The following is a 16,503-nucleotide window of genomic DNA, read 5'->3' on the forward strand; positions in this document are numbered from 1 at the left end:
CAGGTCTCCAGAAAAACGAAACCCGCCTCGCGGGCGGGTTCAGGGGTGATCAGGAAGATGGGTTTCAGATTTCGATAATTTCCAGCGTCAGGCTGGGTGCGCTGCCTTCGATGACGTCATCACGCACGAATACCTTCTGGCCGATGGCGGCGCTGCCACGTGCGCGGATCAGGCCACCACTGGGCAAGGCGACGGTCACGACGCCGGACCCGACGCCCACCACCGTGCCCGCCTGCAATGGCGGATCAGGGATGAGTTGGCGGAACTGCTCGTAGAGGTTATGCATGGCTCTGCACCCCCAAGGTCTGCCAGACCTCCGGCATTCCTGCCTCGACTTGCGTCGAGCGCACGATGCCAAGCCGGGTCACGCTGCCGTCCTGGTACTCGACGAACGCTCCCGGCTCGATGATCCCCGTCTCGGCCAGCACCGGCAGGCGCAAGCTCACCTCGATCTGTTGCCCGGTATCGGCCAGAACGGCGATGCCTCGCTGGCGCGCCGCAGCGGCTTCGGTCACCAGCGCATCGACCACCATCGGGGCCAGCACATCCCCGGCAGTCCCGGCCCGGGTCACCTGCCCGAGCACACCGACATCCTGGCCGGACACGAACACGCGGTTGTAGGCGGGCTTCTCTACCCAGCGCAGCGACTCGCGGGCCACCGCAGCGACGGGCAGCACGAAGTCTGGCGTGACAGTGTTCCACTCCCAGGGCGCAGCCGGATAACGGTGGCGCACGCGGATGCTCTGGTCGGACGGGTGCGGGATCAGGTACCCCCCGGCCACGCTGGCTATGGCAACCATCGCTTCCATCCACGTGCCCTGTTGGGTGAACACCCCGGCCGGGACGTTCCAGTCGGTCAGGCCCCAATCGATGTTCCAGCCCAACGGGATACCGTTGAGCGTGAGCAGGTCCTCCATCAACTGCCGCGCCGTGCGCGCCTGCGGCTGCTGGAAATTCATCACCGGCGCATAGGGTGCGGCCAGCACGGCGTTGCGCCCTCTTCCTGAGATGCGGATGCTCGCGTCGCCGAACACACGCTCGCGGCTGATGCTTTCGGCCAGCACGCGAAACGGCGTGCCGTTGACGCTGGCCACCAGCTCGACCGGGCCGCCGTTGCTGCCGGGGGCGACAAGGGCTTCTGCGGCGGCGGGCAGCAGCGCATCGAAGCCCCACGTCCAGGAGGCGTCATCGAGCGCCAGTGAAAGGCTGAACACCGGCACCGGCAGGCCATCGGGCAGCCGGTGCAGCGTCACGTTGTTGATCACGAAATACACCCTCCGAACGGGAACGACCACCGGCTCCCCATCGGGAGGTGGCGGGTCGATGTGGTTTTCACAATGGAACAGTAGGTGGCTGTTCGCTGGGGCCAATGCGGAGAACCGCAGGTGGGCGCTCGGCGTGTAGCAAGGTTGAGGCGCGGGCGGCTCTGGGATCACCCAGATGCTGATCCCCGATGGTGGTGGCACGGCATCCTGATACCGGCCACGCCAACCCCACACGAAGGCACTCGCGCACTGAAAATCACTCCCTTGGCGCTGGGTGAGCTGCTGCGCGGTTTGCCACGGGCTCACCCGTCTCGCGCGCTTGGTGCGGTCGCCATCTTGATGACGAAACCTCGTCGCATTGCACAGGCGGGACGCGTTCTGGAACATGTTCAGCCGAGCCAATTCGAGATACGTGCCATCCTGATGCGCGAACCACGTCAGATCGTGGAAACGCCGAGCCTGTTGCTGGCCGGTGCGATGCTGCGCAGGCAAAGAGACGATGACCGGGGGTAACCGATGGTCGACCCCTTGCGGCGCGGCAATCGTGCGCCGCCAGAACGTCTTCCAGCCTGCGGGCATTGCAGCCGCGTCCTGCTGGCCCTGATTCGCGCCGTCCTCCGTCTGCTGCGCCACCTGCCAGTGGTGCGATGTCCGACCCACCGTGGGACGCTGCGTGTGCGACGCGTACCTGACCTCTACGGTGACCACAACGCCGGGCAGGCTTGCGCCAGCACCAGCCCCCACATTCAAGGGCACGCTCGGGCGCAAGACCAGTGACTGCACCGTCAGGCCCGGCAGCTGTGACAACAACTCTGCCCGGGCCGGTGGGATGAATTTGATCGTGACGACGGGCAGCGGCAGTGTGGCCCGCACCGTCACATCGCCGCGCGGGGCGATGTGGTTGGCCCCGAACACCAGATTGGCGTCCGTGACAGCAGGTTGATCGAAGAGCAGATCGACCAGGGGAGGACCGACCATCGCAATGACGGCAGGCGCGGGCAACGTGGCGACCAGGGTCACCTCGTTGGACAAGGCAGGCATGGCCTACCCCTGGGTGGCCGACACGATCCGGGCATCACCGCCCAGATAGAGATTGGTGCTGGCTAGTTTCACATCGCCATCGCCGTCGGTACCGCTGCAATCTAGATCTAGCGCCGTCACATCATCGCCGTTGACTAGCCGTGCCCAGGTGGCAATACCGGTCGCAGTGATCAGGCCGTCTTCCTGCTGAGTGAGCGTCAGCAGCCCGGCCGCAATCGTTCCTGCGTGTTTGGTGAGAGCAATCTCTACCAGCATCGCACTAGTGGGCGTCGCTGTCGGATTCGGTGGGCGCGTACCGCTGTAGATGCGCAGTCGCGCAGAGTTCTCCCCCGCATCCAGGAAGGCCAGCGTACCCGCCAGTCGCGCCTCGTTGTGCTCCTGCGTGATGGCGACTGTCATGGCATCGGCGCCGGCATAAGGTTGTCCGCGATCACGGCGCGGAACATTTCGCGGTAGTCCGTGCTGATCACCGTGTAGCGCTGTTGAGTGTCGATGCGCTCGAATCGGTAGGTGCCGTCCGCCTCAGACCAGGTGCTCGCCACCAGGGTGTGCGTGTTTTCGCTGTAGAGCAGAACTTGGCGTACGAGGGGCTGGTCTGGCTGTCCCTTCTCCTTAACGGTCCCGGTAATCTGGCCGTTGCCGCCAAAATGGATGTTCCGGCGTGCGCCGGCCATGTCCTGATACTCTCGCGGATGGCTGCTCAGCTGATTCCACTGATCGGAGTTCGGGCTGTGGAATCGATGTAGCGGCGCGACAAACACGTTCTCCTCGTCCACGGTTTACCTCCACGGCCCGGTGATGTCGAAGGCGATCTGCGCGCCCTCGGCTTCCGAGCTGTACTGCGTTCTGACCAGCAAGAATTTCCTACCCGTCTGGCCGACGACATTGTCGACGACGGTCTGATCGGAGTACGGGCGGTTTTGAGGCATCCAAAGCATCCCGGGCATCAAACCGCGCATGTGCCCGGATTCCTCGCGCACGTAGGTTGGCAGCAGCCACAGGCTGTAGTCTGGGCCGTTCGGAAATGGCATCGGGCCTCGTCCGCAGATCTGCTGACTGTTATTGGTGTTGAGTGAGGTCAGGCCAAAGCGCACCGGGTTACCGAGCTGTGTATGACTGCGCAAGAGCACCTTGGCGCTGAATTCCAGCGATTGCGTTAATCCGTAGCCGTTGTACTGGCCGGGATAACTCATGTGACCCGCGCTGTTGTTGCTCCAGTAAATTTCGTCGGCAGCCAGTACTGTGGCGTACTCATCGGCGGGCTTGAAGCTCCTGATATCCCCGAAGCAGTAGCAGTTTCGCCCATACCAGTTGTATCCAGCTTGATTAGTGCAGAACAGGTAAAACAGACGGTCGTCGCCGATCAGTACCCAGTTACGGTTGCCGCCGCCCCCATCGCCCGAGTTGTCATAACCGCTGGTGCGGGCACGGTACCACTTATACCAACCCCACTGGTTGGCCTGCACTTGCCCCCAGTTCTTTGTTGGGTTACTGGGGTCGAATGGCGCCTGCGCGCCCACAATGGTGTCGATGTCTGCTAGGTCTTCGACGATGCCGACGTTGGCCCATTTTGCCCAGGTCGTCGTGTAGCCGGGCGTCTTGATGCTGTCGTCGATCAGCAGCAGGTTTTGTGGTGAAGCGGGGTTCTGGCTGCGGTATGCCGCCTTGTTCGTGGCAGCGAATGCCTTCTCCCAGCCCAGAGGTGCGACCTTAGCTGCGATGCTTGTCTCGCTCGTCGCGGGCGAAACGGGTGTGCCATCGACTGCGTAGGTAAAAGTGTTCGCGGTGGCAGTGATGACTCGGAACTGTCCGTTGTACGCGGTTTGATCGGCCCCAGCGATCTCGATCACCTGCTCGGGCAGGTAGGCGTGACCTGTGCTGATGGTGGCGGTGGCGACACCATCGACGCAGGTCAGAGTATCGATGGTCTTCAGGGCAAAACCGTTGACTAGGCAGGCATCGAGCATCGTCACCAGATCGCCCCAGTTGTTGCTGATCTGTGGCGCGCCAGTCATACCGCTGTTGAAGTATTTTACGGTGAGGTCAGTCATGGGATTTTTCCTTGGAATCAGGGGGTGTCCACATCGCCCCGGATCAGCAACGTGAACTGGTCGTCGGGCACCGACTCCGGTCCCTGCTGGACGGTGCGCACCACCCAGACCGGGAACTGGCTGCCAATGGTGTTGAAGCGCAGCACGTTGCCGGTGGCCCAGCCGTTGCCCCAGCCGAGCGCGGGTAGGCGGAAGTACGGCACCCCGGTCGCCGGGTTGTTGGGCGCGCAGTCGGCGCTGGTGTTGCCGGTGGCGATCACGCCGACGTTCTCGCCGATGACCTCGAACGAGGTGCTGTTGGTCATCCGCACCAGCCAGCGCTCGGTGAGCGCCCCGCGATTGGTGACCGTGATCGGGTACTGGGTGTGGTTGAAGGTGGCGGTGGCAGCGCTGCCAACGAGTTCATCCGACCAGCTGCCGTTCCAGGTGCTCTGATCGAACACGAGGTTCACGCGGGCGAACAGGTCACCGGCCACCAGCGCACTGGAGAGAAAACTGCCGGAGACCGGATCGCCGGGACTGGCCAGCGGATAGGCGTGCGTGAGGGGCCGCGTGAAACTGATCTCGCCGTTGATCTGTACGTCGCGCACCACGGCCATGTCCTCGATGCGGTGCTCGATAGTCACGGGCTGGCTGTAGCCGGTCACGTCGGTGAAGGTGACCGTGCCTGCTTCTAGATCGGTGACGTAGCCGGTGTGGATCACCACGCCGTCGTTGCCGACCACGCGCACGCGCGACAGACGCACGCGGGCACAGTCGATGGTCTGGCCGTTGCTGACCGACGCGGTGATGCGCCCGGTGTGGCCGACGACGGCGAAGCCGCCCGGACGGAAGATCGGCACTCGCCCGTCGCTGGGCAGGCGCACCGGGTCGATACCCAGCAACGCCGCATCCAGGGGCAGATAGCTGTAGGCCACGGCGCTGTAGCGCAGGCTGGATGCCGCCACTGGCTCGGGCCGAAAGATCTTGCCGTCCGGACGGACGTTCTCGGCGTCGAACCACGGCTCCGTCTCGTTGCCCGCCGCCGTGACCACGGTGCCAAAGCGCACTCGCACGAGGCCGGTGTCGTAATCGACGCTGCCGCTGACGCCAGACGCGGTGATCGTGCCGTCGATGCCTGCCGTCACGGTCTGTGTGCCACCCATCGCACGGGCGAACTGGATGGACAGCGATCCCGGGCGCAGCGGCGCGGCACCGGTGCGGAACACGTACTCGCTTGAGATGTTCTCGCCGACCGTGGTCACGCAACTGGCGCGCGTGATGCTGTTGGTCGCGCCCGCCGACCAGGAGCTGAGCGTCACCGCGCCCGAAAGGTAGTTGATGCTGCCGCGCGTGACCCAGCCGCTGGGCGTGAATTCACGCAGCGTGCCCTGACCGTTGTCGCCCCAGGGTTGGCTGCCTGCGATGGCCAGCAACACCGAGCCGGTTACCACCTGCGCGTTTACGCCCGGCACTAGTCGAAACGATGGGCTGAACGCGAACGTCTCGCTGTGGTTGCTGGTAGAGCCTGGGCTGTTGTAGCGCAGCTTGACGAAGCCGGACTCGTCGTTCGGGTAGAGAGAGGGCGCATCCACATAGCTGATGCCGCCGTAGTTGAGGCGGAACATCTGGCCCACGCCCCTGGCCCAGCCAAGGCGCTGCGCACCATAGACAGGGCTTGGAATCTTGATGGTGACGTCAGGTTGAAACTGCACCGCCCCTGTGTCGTAGTTGACGCTGCCGATGACTTGGCCTGCGCGCAGCACATTGCCCGTACCATCGTCGCGCGCGTACTGTATGGGATCGACGGGATTCCACAGGCCCAGTCCCATCGCCTGAACCTGCTGCAACGTATAGACCCCGAGCACGGCGGTGTCCGTCAGTGTGTTCCATTCGATCTCCAGCGAACCCGGCTCGATGGAACCCAGCGTCGCTGTCACCGGCACCTTGCCCTGGACGTCGCGCGAGGGGTGAGCGAAGCTGTCTTCCTGCTTCGGGCCGGCAACGTAGTCGACCGTGAGCAGTGCGCCGACTGGCGGCAAGACATTCGGTGCGAAGCTCAAGAGGTTCTGCGCGACGTTGAGGCTGCCGGTGGCGGCTCCACTGAGCTCGCCAGACGTGGTGGCGGACGCCGTGCGCGTACCCGTACCGCTCTCGTGTGGCCAGGTAATGGTGAGCGTCCCCGGCTGCACGCTCTTGCCTTCGGGCGGGGCAAGCTGCAGGGCCTGCGATGCTTTCAGGGCGGCGGTTGGCTGCTGCGTTTCCTGGGTCGGCACGTTCCACGTCAGGATCAACGAGGAGCCCACGTCGGGCAGTGCCCCCAAGGTCACGACGAAGGCCCCGGTGGTCTTGTTGAAGGTGCCCGCGCCATAGCTGGCATCCAGCCCTTTGAGGGAGCCATTGCCGCCATCCGACAGCACGTACCATCGGCCCTGCGCCATGTAGCTGATGGCAAGTGTGCCGGGTTGAGGCACCGGATTCACGGTGCCGACGTAGGACTGGCTGCGTGATTCCGGTGTGACCGGGATCTCGGAGCTTTGTGGCGCACGCTGCAGTAGCGCGGCAGGCGTATAGGTGACGGCCTTGCTGCCAGACATTGAGCCGGAGTTCAGACTCAGGATGCCGTTGGCGTAGTCGATGGTGCCCAGCGTGCCGCTGGCGGTCTTGAGCAGGCCCGCATCGTCGAAGATCGTGATGCCATCGGTGACGATGGACAGCGACCCCGGCAGGCAGCCACCCGGCAGGTTGAATTTGATGCTGGTGTTCCAGGCGTGGCTGGCTGTGTAACTCACGGGTGCCGCGCCCGGGACCGGCAAACCTGCTGCGGCGTAGGGTGGCACGAAGGAGATCGGCGTCTCGGTCTGGGCGCTGGGCACGAGCTGCGTGTAGATGGACGCGCCCTTGATGGTGAAGTCGCCCACATTGGCAGCCTGTGTCAGCGGCACGACGCCGACGTAGGTGCCCGCGTCGGCCACCACTGTGTCGCGCGTTTTCGTGCTGTTGGTTACCCGCGTGAAAGTTCGGCTGGCGGGCGAGCCCGTGAAATCGAAGCGCAGCGCGTCGCTGATGGCGACAGTGACGACCGCTGCCTTGTAGTCCTGGTTAGTGTTGTAAGTGAAACTGCGCTCGACGACCGACACGGCGGTGGCGCGGATGTATTGCTCTTTCTGCGTGGGCAGTCCTTCGTTCTCGATCAGGACAAGGGTCTGGCCGACGTTGGGCACAGCGTCGCTGAGGCGCTGGAAGAGCTGGATCACCCGCTGGCCCGCAATGTGGTTCTCGAACAGGTAGCCCGCCCACTCAGGACCCTTGTTGAGGTAGGCCTCGATGCGGGTCTGCGCCTGCTCACGGGTGTCGAAGGTTTTATTGGTGGAGAACAGCGTGACGCTGACGCGCTCGTCCTGCGGCGGCTCGGCCACGATGACATTGGCCCCGAAGTAGGTGTCGGTGTCATCCGTAGCCACTTGCACGAAGCTCTTGCGCAGGTTGACACGGCCGCCGGCGCGATCCAGCTCGGAGATGTCGGGGAAGATGGCGTTCGAGACGCCATCGGCAATCACGAGGCCCGTGGGCGCGCCGCCGCCTTCGGGCACGTCTGCCATCACTGCGGACTTGAGCAGCTTCACGTCGCCAGATTGAATTGGCATCAGGCAATCTCCAGAAATCGAAGGGTCAGACGGTAGAAGTCGTTGCTGGATCGCGCCGGGATGCCCAGCACGGGTTCGGCCTCGATGGCGACCTCCTGGTGGCGGAAAACGACCGTGAAGAACCGCCCATCAGCGAAAGCGAGTTCGAAGCGGCCTGTGCTGCCGCCCACCGCAATCGCCGCCCACGCGCGTAACTGCTCGACGGCGGCTCGCGTCACCCAGGCCATATCGGGCGCACCCACCAAGGTGATCGGCCTGCCTGCCTGCCGGTTGGCCGACTGGATCAGCAAGGCCCCGGTGATCAGGTAGGACGCATTCGCGACCGCAGGCGACCATGCGTGCTCGTCGCTCCACAGCAAGTCGTCCGGCAATGGCAGAGCCACCCCGGTGTCGAGGTTCGTCAGTTGCATCAGTAAACCTTCAGACTGTGCGGGCGCGGGCGGCGTCCAGCAGTTGCAATAGGCGAACTTCGTCGCGCGCATCGATGGTGGCGTTGACCTTGTGCAGCCCAGACGACAATTCCACGCGCACGGTTCGGGTGGGCAAACTTTCGGGCAACGAGGGACGTGGCAGGCTGCGGCTTGCGGGCTGCACAAGACCGCCCGAGGCAAAGCCCTGAATGCCCGCCAGCGCACGCCCGGCCAGTGGCTGCGCCGGAGCGCTCAGGTTGTTGATGGCTTCGAAGAAGCCCGCGCCGTAGCGGGCGACGGCCTGCCGATTCACGACGAACTCGCCCGGGGTGAGCATTGCCGGGACGGTGTCGGATTTTGCCATGCCGCCGCGCCGGTAGAACTCTCCCTGGTTCTGCTCCATATAGTCGATCAGCTCGCGCTCCAGATCTTTGCCCCAGAGCAGCGGCTGCGCCATCGCCGAGCGCCACGTTTGCTTGATTCGTTCGAGTTTCTGGCGCTCATTGCCGGTCAGCGTCTTGCGGCCAATGAAGTCCTCCAGCGAGCGGCGATCCTGTTGTGCCTGCTTGCTGAAGTTCTCCATCGTCTTACGGCGCATATCCAGACTGACTGATCCACCGTAGTTCCGCTGTAGCCATCGCGTGTACTCGTTTATCCCCTGCAGGCCGAGGTCGATCATCTTCAGCGCTTCGAACGCCTCACGATTCCTCTTGGGCCTGCTCGGCTTGTCGTTGGGATCGGAGCCTGTGGAGCCGCTACCGCCCAACGAGGCAACACGCCCACCGACCGCGAAGTGGGCGACGCCCCCGGCGACACTGTTTGCCAGCCGCGAGAGCGCGCTGCTGCCGTATTTGCGTACGGCAGCCTTGCGGATCACGAAGGCGCCGGCCTCCAGGGTGCGTGGCACGGTGTCGTGGTGACCGGAGCCGGGCACCGAGCCACCGCTCATCCGGGGAAAGGCCGGAGCTACCGCGCCGCCGGCGGCATACCGCAGAACACCGCCGCCAACCAGACCGCCAGTGGCGTTGGTTTCCACCTTGGTCACGTAGATGGTGTGGGTGCTCGAGGTGTTGCGCCCATTGAGGCTGTCGATCTCCGCGCGCGCCGCGCCGACGTTGCTGGCGACCTGATGCCGCGATTCGGTCTGGATGCGATCCAGCGCATTGATCATCCCCTCGACATTGGTGATCGCCGCCTGCGCCTTCTCCGTCGCCACCTTCAGCTCGAACTGCGCGTTCTGGTCGGCGTAGGCCTTGAGCCGATCCAGCGCTTCGCGCGCTTGGCTGACGTCGGCATCGACCGGCAGTGTCTTGCCTTCCTTGAGAAGTTGCTCGTATTCCTTGAGCTTCTGCTCCGCTTCTTGCAGTTCGGCCTGGATCTGCAGCAGGTACTCCTTCTCAGCCAGTGCCTTGTCCAGATCAGCAATCGCTTGATCGAATCGCGTGGTGTCGGCGTCGAGCGTGACCTTGAGCCCGTCGCGGAGTTTGGCGGTGATGTCATCGATCTGGCGCGTGGTCTCGGCCAGCGCGCGCTGAATCTCATCGCGCGCTGTGAGCGCCGAGCGTGCCGCCGTTTGGTGCGCCGCGCTTTCAGCATCCAGCGTCTGGTTGAGGATCTCCTCGGACTCACGGATGCGGTCGATGGCCTCACGCACGCCCTGTTTACCTTGCACAGCCTGTGCGTCTGCATCCTTGGCTTTCTGCGCCAGCTCCGCGCGCAACTGGTCGGCCTGCCGCATCAAATCGGTGGCCTGCTGGTATTCCTGCCTGCGGTAGGCCTCGCGCGACTGCGCTTCCAGTTGCGTGACCTGTGACGCTGCCTGCTCGGACTGCCTGCGGGCTTCCTCGCCGCGCTTGGCCTCGTTGGTCTGGCTGGTGGCCACCTGCGCGGCCATGTCCATCGCCTTCTGCGCGAGTTGGCGGGCAAGCTCCAGTTCACCGTTGGCCAGCGCCTGTCGGGCCTGCTCCTGCATCTCGGCGATCTGGCGTTTGCGATCCTCGGTGGCCTCGTACTCGGTCATGCCCTGGCGGCGGATGTCGCGGATGCGCTCCTCCGTGGACATCGACAACTGGCGCTTGGCTTCCTCGATGCGCTGCACTTCCGCCAGATGCCGGTTGGCTTCGGCGTTGAGGGCGTCGATGTGTTGGCGGTACTCGGAGAGCGCCTGCGACAGGGTCTGACGCTTGGTGGCGAGGATGTCGTTCTCGACACGCTGCACGTTGGCCCGGCGCTCCTCCTCGGTCTGACCTTGCCGGGCGGCGGCGTCCTTGCGCGCCTGCGTTTCCTGATCGATCAGACCGAGTGTCTCGGTCGTGGCCTGGCGGCGCAGGGTCGCCTGCTGCGTCAGTGCCTCGGTGAGGAGCTGCGTGGACTTGGTGATCCTGGCGGTTTCCGACTGCTGGGTGAGGTCGAGCGCCGCCTTTTCCTGCTCGTATCGCGCCTTCACCGCAGTGATCTGCGTTTGCAGATTGGCCTCGACGATGGCGGTGAACCCTTTGTAGGCCTCGGCCATCTTGGCGGTGGCGTCGCCCACCACACCTTGGGCCTTGCCGACCGCCTGTTCGACCTCGCCCAGCCGGGACTTGAGCTTCTCCAGGGCGGCGTGAACGGCCTCGATGCCGCGCCCGACCGCTTCCTGCGTGCCCTGACGCACGGCTTCGAGTCGCTTGGCGATTTCCTCGGCAGTGGTCGTGGCGGTGTCCATCGCGCCTTGGGCTGCGTTCGCACCTTCGGTAGCGTCTGCGTACATCTCGGCGAAGATGCGATTCATCTCCTTGAGCCGCTGTTCGTGGCGCTTGGTGGCTTCGGCGATGGTGTCGGAGGTGAAGATGGCGGCGAACACCTCCCACTGGAAGCGCAGGTGCTCGATGCCTTTCATCAGCACCTCGACCATGAAGATGCCCGCCTTGCGAACGATCTCGAATTTCTCGGACAGCCACGTCCCAATCTCCCAGCCGATGATGGCCGCACCGAGCACTCCGAACGCCACGCGCAGCTTGCCCACGGTGGCGCTGGCGTTCGACACCGACAGGTTGGCCGCTGCCCACGCCGCCGCCGTGGTGCTGGCCGCAGTCACCGCCGCCGCACCTGCTGTCTGCCACGCGATGATCAACGCTGGGATCAGGCGGTAGACCAGCACTGCGAGGCCGACCTCGGCGATCCGCCCCAGCCACTTCATCACCGTGTCCAGGTTCTCCGACAGCCACATCAGGGCCTCGGCGAGCTTCTTGGTGAAACCGGTCGATTCGTCCAGCCGGCTGATCCACTGCCCGAAGGCGTTCGACAGGCGCGTGAAGGCCTGGCTCACTGTCATCGGCAGTTGGGCGTACTCGGCGGCCAACTTGTCCTTCTGGCTCATCAGGGCGTTGACCACCACGTCAGCGGTGAGCCGCCCTTCCTCGGCGAGCTTGCGCAGCCGTCCGATGGGCACGTTCAGGCCGTCGGCCAGCGCCTTGGCCAGACGCGGGCTGTTTTCGATGACGGAGTTGAACTCCTCGCCGCGCAGTACCCCAGAGGCCAAGGCCTGACCGAACTGCAGCAGGGACGACTGCGCCTCGGCAGCCGATGCGCCGGAGATGCGCAGCGCCTGCGAGATACTTTCGGTGAGCGAGAGCGCATCCTGCTGCTCGGCGCCCAGCATCCGCACCGCCTGTTGGAGCTTGCCGTAGAGCGTGGCGGTTTCCTGGATCGGCACGCCGATGCGCTGCGCGATGGCGAACAGTTCCTTCTGGGCGACCGTGTACTCGCGGCTGCCTGCGGTGGCGAGCTTCAGGCGCGCGGACATCATGTTCCAGGCATCGGCGATCTGGACGATCTCCTGCACCTTGCCGCTGGCCCAGTTGATGGTGAGGAAGGCCAGCAACTGCGTCTTGGCCTTGGCGACCTGATCGCCAAAGGCGTTCATTCCGGCCTTGACCTCGGCCATTCCGGCGGCGGCTTTGTCGCCTGCGGTCTTGGCGCTGGAACCGAACCCGCCGAGGCTGCGCTCGGCAGAGGCAATGGCGCGTTTGAGCCCCTCGTCCGCGCCTTCAAGCGCGACCAGGATGGAAATGCGGTTCGCCATCTCAGTCCACCAGTCGCAACTGCTTCTCGATCCGGGCGCTCAGGCGCGGAATCCGACCGGCGACGATGCGTTCGACGTTCAGGCGTTTCTTGAGCTGCACCCGGGGCACCAGCACGGCGATGGGCACATCCGCGCCGCGTTTGAGCCGCTTGATGCCCTCGGCCTTTCGGTAGCGGCGCTTGAAGCCCGACAGTGGCCGGTCGTGTTCCTTGATGTTCTCGGCCATCAGCACGATGTTCCCCTTGGCGTTCTTGATGAAATAGGCGTTTCCGCCGCGCATCAGCTCTGCGATCTGCGCCTTGAAGCGTTTACGGCCGACACGACCGTGCAGTGGGATCAGCATCCGGCCGCCGATGACGCCACCACGCTCGTGAATGCCCGACCACGGGATGCGCGAGCCGACGTAGAGCGCAGGCAGCCGGTTCTTGTCCTTGTCCAGCACCTTGGCGGTGAAGCCCTTAACGAAGGACTTCTTGACCACCGTCATCTGACCCGCAACGTGGCTGCGCACGTCCTGCTTGAGTTCGGCGGCCTCACTGGCGATGCCGCGCGCGACCGCCTTCTGCACCTTCTCGCGGAACTCGCCGCCCCAGCGACGCAACTGCGCCTGTGCGGCCTTGCTATCGATGCGAACCGAGATGCGCATGGTCTTGGAGCCTGTCGAGGGTTTGGTCAAGGTGACGCGGATCGCCGCGTGCGCCGATGGCTATCAGCGAGAGCAGCCGCGCATCGCGCGCCGCGTCCTCGCGCACGGTGGAGGCAGCGAAGCCGCGCACCTGCGCCAGGGTGTAGTCGAGGATGTCCGGCAGTCGGTGGCCGTGGGCAATCAAGTGCTGGACGGTGTCAAACCAGCCGTCGCCTTGCTCGCCTGCGCGAACAGGCCGCCCATTTGCTCGTTCAGACGCGGCATCACGGTCCGGGTAAAAAAATCGGCGTTGACCTCGATCACCTTGGCAGCCACTAGGATCGCTTCGTCGGCATCGAGTGCATCGACCCACGCGCGTGGTTTGCCGATGGCAATCGATACCGCTGTAAGCAAGTCGTCGCCGTGTTCGCCGAACAGCGCCAGCCAGTCAATGCCGTTGCCGCCGAGCTGCTGCATCACCGGGGTGATGGCCCGCAGAAAGGCGGGCATCTGACCGATTTTCAGGGGTTTGATGGCGACGATTTCGCCCGCCAAGGAGATCTCGACGGCTTGCGGAACGAGTTTGTCCAGATCGCTCATGGCAGCCCTCACAGTTGGACGATGCGGCCGAACTGGCCCAACACCGCGTCATGGGGCTTGGTGGTGTCGGCCAGGAGCGAGCCTTCCAATTCGAACTTGTTGTACTCGTCCGAGATGAAAGAGATCTCCTTGAGCGGATCGAAAGCGACGCGGTACAGCTCGACCAGTACCTTGGCGTTGCCCTGCGCGGTGTTGATACCTTCCAGTCGCAGATACCGCTCCGGCACCGACTGCGTAAAGATGCCAATCTCGGTGGTCACGCCGTAGGTGTAAGCAGCCTTGAAAGGCGCGGTGAAGCCGGTGATATCCAGAAACTGGAGGGCACCGAAGTCGGTGTCCACCGTGTAGTGGGTGCCTGCGGTCAGTGTCGCAGGCGTAACTGCCGAATCGGTGACCACGACCGCCGACACCTTGGGGTGAGCGAAGAAGTAGCGGTCGCCAACCACCGGAGCCTCGCCACCGATGGTTTCAGCAGTCACCGAGCCGGTGCTGCCGGTGATGTGGTTGCCGTACAGCGCCAGGGCGAGGTTTTCCTTGGTGAACTCCTCGATGGTGAGATTCACGGTGGCCGACTTCTGCTTGACCATCCGGTGGTCGAGCGAGCGCTGGCCGGTCTGGCTCTCGTAGTGCTCCAGCACGTCGGTCTTGAGGGAGAGCTTGAGCTCGGCGACGTTGCCGGGCGAGCGAACTTCGATGGGCAGGCCGGATTCGTCGCGCTTGCCGAGGAAGACGCGGCCCTGAAAACTGGCGTAGGTGCTCATGATTTGGATTCCTTGCGTTGGGTGGTGATGGGGCGAATGGGCTCGATGGAGGTGCCGTCGCCTTCCGGCTGCGGTACGGGAGCGGGTTGGCGGTCGTGGCGGGCGATGCCGTTGGCGATGAGCCAGTCGGCAGTGCCGCCATCCACATCGAGCCGGTCGCCTGCCTTGTGGGCTTGGCCCGCGTGGGTGTGCGGCTGAGTCAGAACGATGGAAGTCATGGGTGTCATCCCTTGGTTGAAAGGTCGGTGTCGAGCGTCCGGTAGGTGATGGCGTAGCGCGCGGGGATCGTGGCGGCCACTGCATCGGCGTCCTCGACGTCCCACTCGCATTCCTGCTCGCGCAGCCCTAAGGCAAGGCCGCCCAGATTCCGGTCGGCCAGCAGCGCGGCGTGGGCGGCGGTGATCAGCCGGTCGGCTTCGGTTTCCGGAATAGCGGGAGGTACCGCGCGGGCCAGTGCGACCAGGCGCACCGTGAGCTCGCGCGTGACGCGGTCGTTGGCGCGCTCGGTGATCGATTCGGACTCGGGGAACACCACCAGCGCCGGGCATTGCTCCCGGCTGATGGCCACCGTGGGCGAGCGGTGCAAGGTCGCCCCAAGCGACTCCACCGGCGTGCGGACAGCCGCCATCACCGCGAGCAGGATCTGTTCGCGGATCGAGTTGCTGGACACGGCACTACACCCGGGTGAGCTGTGCGCGCATCTCCGAGCCGTCGCCCACGGCCCGGGTGCTACGAACCTGATAGATCACGCCATCGATCTCGACCGCCTCGCGCGGCCCCAGACCTTTGAGGACCGAAGCCGGATAGGACATCTGGTAATCGGTGGACGAAGCCAGCCCGTCGAACACCGTGTCGTCCGGCGCAGTGAAGCCGACCGCGTGCGTCTGCGACGGCGAGCCATCGGCAGGCTGCCAATGGCAGCGTACCGTCAGCCCCGCGTTGGCGGCAGACTGGTATAGGCGTTCGATCAACTTCATCACGCCACCGTCAGCTTGACCAAGACTCCGGGCCGATGGCACATGGGCAGCGGATTCGACTGGGTATGCAGGTCGGTGCCCCGATCGAACTTGCGCGGCTCCTGCTTGGCATAGAGCGTCTGCCCGATGGTGTTCACCGTTTCGTTGAAGTCAGCCGGCGCGAAGTAGGTACCGAAGGTATCCACCGTGCCCAGCGGGAAGGCATGGGCCTCGCCAGCCGCGATAAAGCGACGGGTGGTGCCAGTGGGATCGGTTGCCTGCCCGCGATACTCCTCGAAGGTGATGCCGGCGTAGGTGAAGCCACGGCGCACGTCGTTGATCAGGATGGCACCCTGCTGCCAGTTCTCGAACGCTTTCTCGACCTTGGCATGACCGGTCAGGGCGGCGAAGAACTCGGGCGAGCACAGGCAGTGCACTCCGGTCATGAATTCGCCCTTGAGGTTGTCCTCGATCGCGGCCAGGGTCGCGAGGCATTTCGCCTTCACATTGGTGCCGGCATTGCCGAGGTCATAGGCGATGGTCTGCGGCGTTATGTCGAACTCGTCGAACAGGTCGTACAGCACGGAGCCATCGGCATCCAGGATGACGCCCTTGAGTGCACCCATGCGCAGGTGTTCCAGCGTGATCGCGTGCTTGTTACGCATGGTCTCCAGGTGGCGCGCGATGACGCCCGCGACTGCTTCTGTTTCAGTCTCCGAGCCAAAGGCGCGGATGCCCTGAACCTCCTCCGGGAGGACGACATCGTCATGCGGAATGTGTGGGATCACGAACGAACGCAGGGTGCGCTTGCCACGCACACCCACCGTGCCCGGGGCACCCGGCGGCAGCGTGGGCAGCAGGTTCAGTACGCCGTTCATCTCCTCGACGATGACTTGTCGCTGGCGCACGGGCTTGGCCGGCATCAGGCCGAGATCCTCGATGCGGCCATAACGGTTGGGGAGAATGTTGATGGCCGCCGTGAGCTGTTCTGGTCAAGTCGCAGCGGACACGGATTAAGCAGCAACCGCTAAAAAATGTTGCTGAGGGGTGATGTACCCCAGGGACGAGTGGAGCCGGTCGCTGTTGTACTCCATCTCGATGTACT

The 16,503-nt window shown here is 64.4% G+C and carries 15 protein-coding genes and 1 pseudogene; all 16 read right to left on the bottom strand.

Going from position 1 to position 16,503, the window contains the following annotated elements:
* Positions 1-64: 64 nt before the first annotated feature.
* Complete coding sequence (locus tag CKO35_RS15270; RefSeq protein ID WP_200176982.1) at positions 65-286, bottom strand: hypothetical protein; 222 nt, start codon at positions 284-286, stop codon at positions 65-67.
* A complete protein-coding gene (locus CKO35_RS15275; RefSeq protein WP_200176983.1) occupies positions 279-2,306 on the bottom strand; it encodes a hypothetical protein in 2,028 nt (675 codons plus the stop codon). The genes CKO35_RS15270 and CKO35_RS15275 overlap by 8 nt, the downstream gene beginning before the upstream one ends.
* 3 nt (positions 2,307-2,309) lie before the next feature.
* Positions 2,310-2,705, bottom strand: a complete 396-nt coding sequence (locus tag CKO35_RS15280) for a hypothetical protein (protein WP_200176984.1) — start codon at positions 2,703-2,705, stop codon at positions 2,310-2,312.
* Positions 2,702-3,082 carry a hypothetical protein gene (locus tag CKO35_RS15285; protein WP_200176985.1) on the bottom strand — a complete coding sequence of 127 codons (381 nt, stop codon included), beginning with the start codon at positions 3,080-3,082 and terminating at the stop codon, positions 2,702-2,704. Before CKO35_RS15285 ends, CKO35_RS15280 begins: the two co-directional genes overlap by 4 nt.
* A gap of 3 nt (positions 3,083-3,085) precedes the next feature.
* Complete coding sequence (locus tag CKO35_RS15290) at positions 3,086-4,357, bottom strand: hypothetical protein (protein WP_200176986.1); 1,272 nt, start codon at positions 4,355-4,357, stop codon at positions 3,086-3,088.
* A gap of 17 nt (positions 4,358-4,374) precedes the next feature.
* Complete coding sequence (locus CKO35_RS15295) at positions 4,375-7,983, bottom strand: hypothetical protein (RefSeq protein ID WP_200176987.1); 3,609 nt, start codon at positions 7,981-7,983, stop codon at positions 4,375-4,377.
* Positions 7,983-8,393 (bottom strand): hypothetical protein, encoded by a 411-nt coding sequence (locus CKO35_RS15300; RefSeq protein WP_200176988.1) that lies wholly within the window; start codon positions 8,391-8,393, stop codon positions 7,983-7,985. The genes CKO35_RS15295 and CKO35_RS15300 overlap by 1 nt, the downstream gene beginning before the upstream one ends.
* Positions 8,394-8,403: 10 nt before the next feature.
* Positions 8,404-12,456 carry a tape measure protein gene (locus tag CKO35_RS15305; protein ID WP_200176989.1) on the bottom strand — a complete coding sequence of 1,351 codons (4,053 nt, stop codon included), beginning with the start codon at positions 12,454-12,456 and terminating at the stop codon, positions 8,404-8,406.
* 1 nt (position 12,457) lies between these two features.
* Positions 12,458-13,102 (bottom strand): DUF6441 family protein, encoded by a 645-nt coding sequence (locus tag CKO35_RS15310; protein WP_200176990.1) that lies wholly within the window; start codon positions 13,100-13,102, stop codon positions 12,458-12,460.
* Positions 13,077-13,286, bottom strand: coding sequence for a hypothetical protein (locus CKO35_RS15315; RefSeq protein ID WP_200176991.1), 210 nt, complete (start codon positions 13,284-13,286; stop codon positions 13,077-13,079). Before CKO35_RS15315 ends, CKO35_RS15310 begins: the two co-directional genes overlap by 26 nt.
* On the bottom strand, positions 13,283-13,681 hold the full coding sequence (locus CKO35_RS15320) for a hypothetical protein (RefSeq protein WP_200176992.1): 399 nt from the start codon (positions 13,679-13,681) through the stop codon (positions 13,283-13,285). The genes CKO35_RS15315 and CKO35_RS15320 overlap by 4 nt, the downstream gene beginning before the upstream one ends.
* A gap of 8 nt (positions 13,682-13,689) precedes the next feature.
* Positions 13,690-14,442 carry a phage tail tube protein gene (locus tag CKO35_RS15325; protein ID WP_200176993.1) on the bottom strand — a complete coding sequence of 251 codons (753 nt, stop codon included), beginning with the start codon at positions 14,440-14,442 and terminating at the stop codon, positions 13,690-13,692.
* The gene (locus tag CKO35_RS15330; protein ID WP_200176994.1) at positions 14,439-14,660 is read right to left on the bottom strand and encodes a DUF7210 family protein; all 222 of its coding nucleotides are present in this window, start codon (positions 14,658-14,660) and stop codon (positions 14,439-14,441) included. The genes CKO35_RS15325 and CKO35_RS15330 overlap by 4 nt, the downstream gene beginning before the upstream one ends.
* 5 nt (positions 14,661-14,665) lie before the next feature.
* On the bottom strand, positions 14,666-15,112 hold the full coding sequence (locus CKO35_RS15335) for a hypothetical protein (RefSeq protein WP_338031815.1): 447 nt from the start codon (positions 15,110-15,112) through the stop codon (positions 14,666-14,668).
* A 4-nt stretch (positions 15,113-15,116) separates the two neighbouring features.
* Positions 15,117-15,419, bottom strand: coding sequence for a hypothetical protein (locus CKO35_RS15340; protein WP_200176995.1), 303 nt, complete (start codon positions 15,417-15,419; stop codon positions 15,117-15,119).
* Positions 15,419-16,372: pseudogene (locus CKO35_RS15345) on the bottom strand (major capsid protein); the annotation flags it as partial. The gene CKO35_RS15340 and the pseudogene CKO35_RS15345, both read right to left, overlap by 1 nt.
* Positions 16,373-16,503: the final 131 nt, after the last annotated feature.

Source organism: Ectothiorhodospira shaposhnikovii, from assembly GCF_016584105.1.
GTDB lineage: Bacteria > Pseudomonadota > Gammaproteobacteria > Ectothiorhodospirales > Ectothiorhodospiraceae > Ectothiorhodospira > Ectothiorhodospira shaposhnikovii.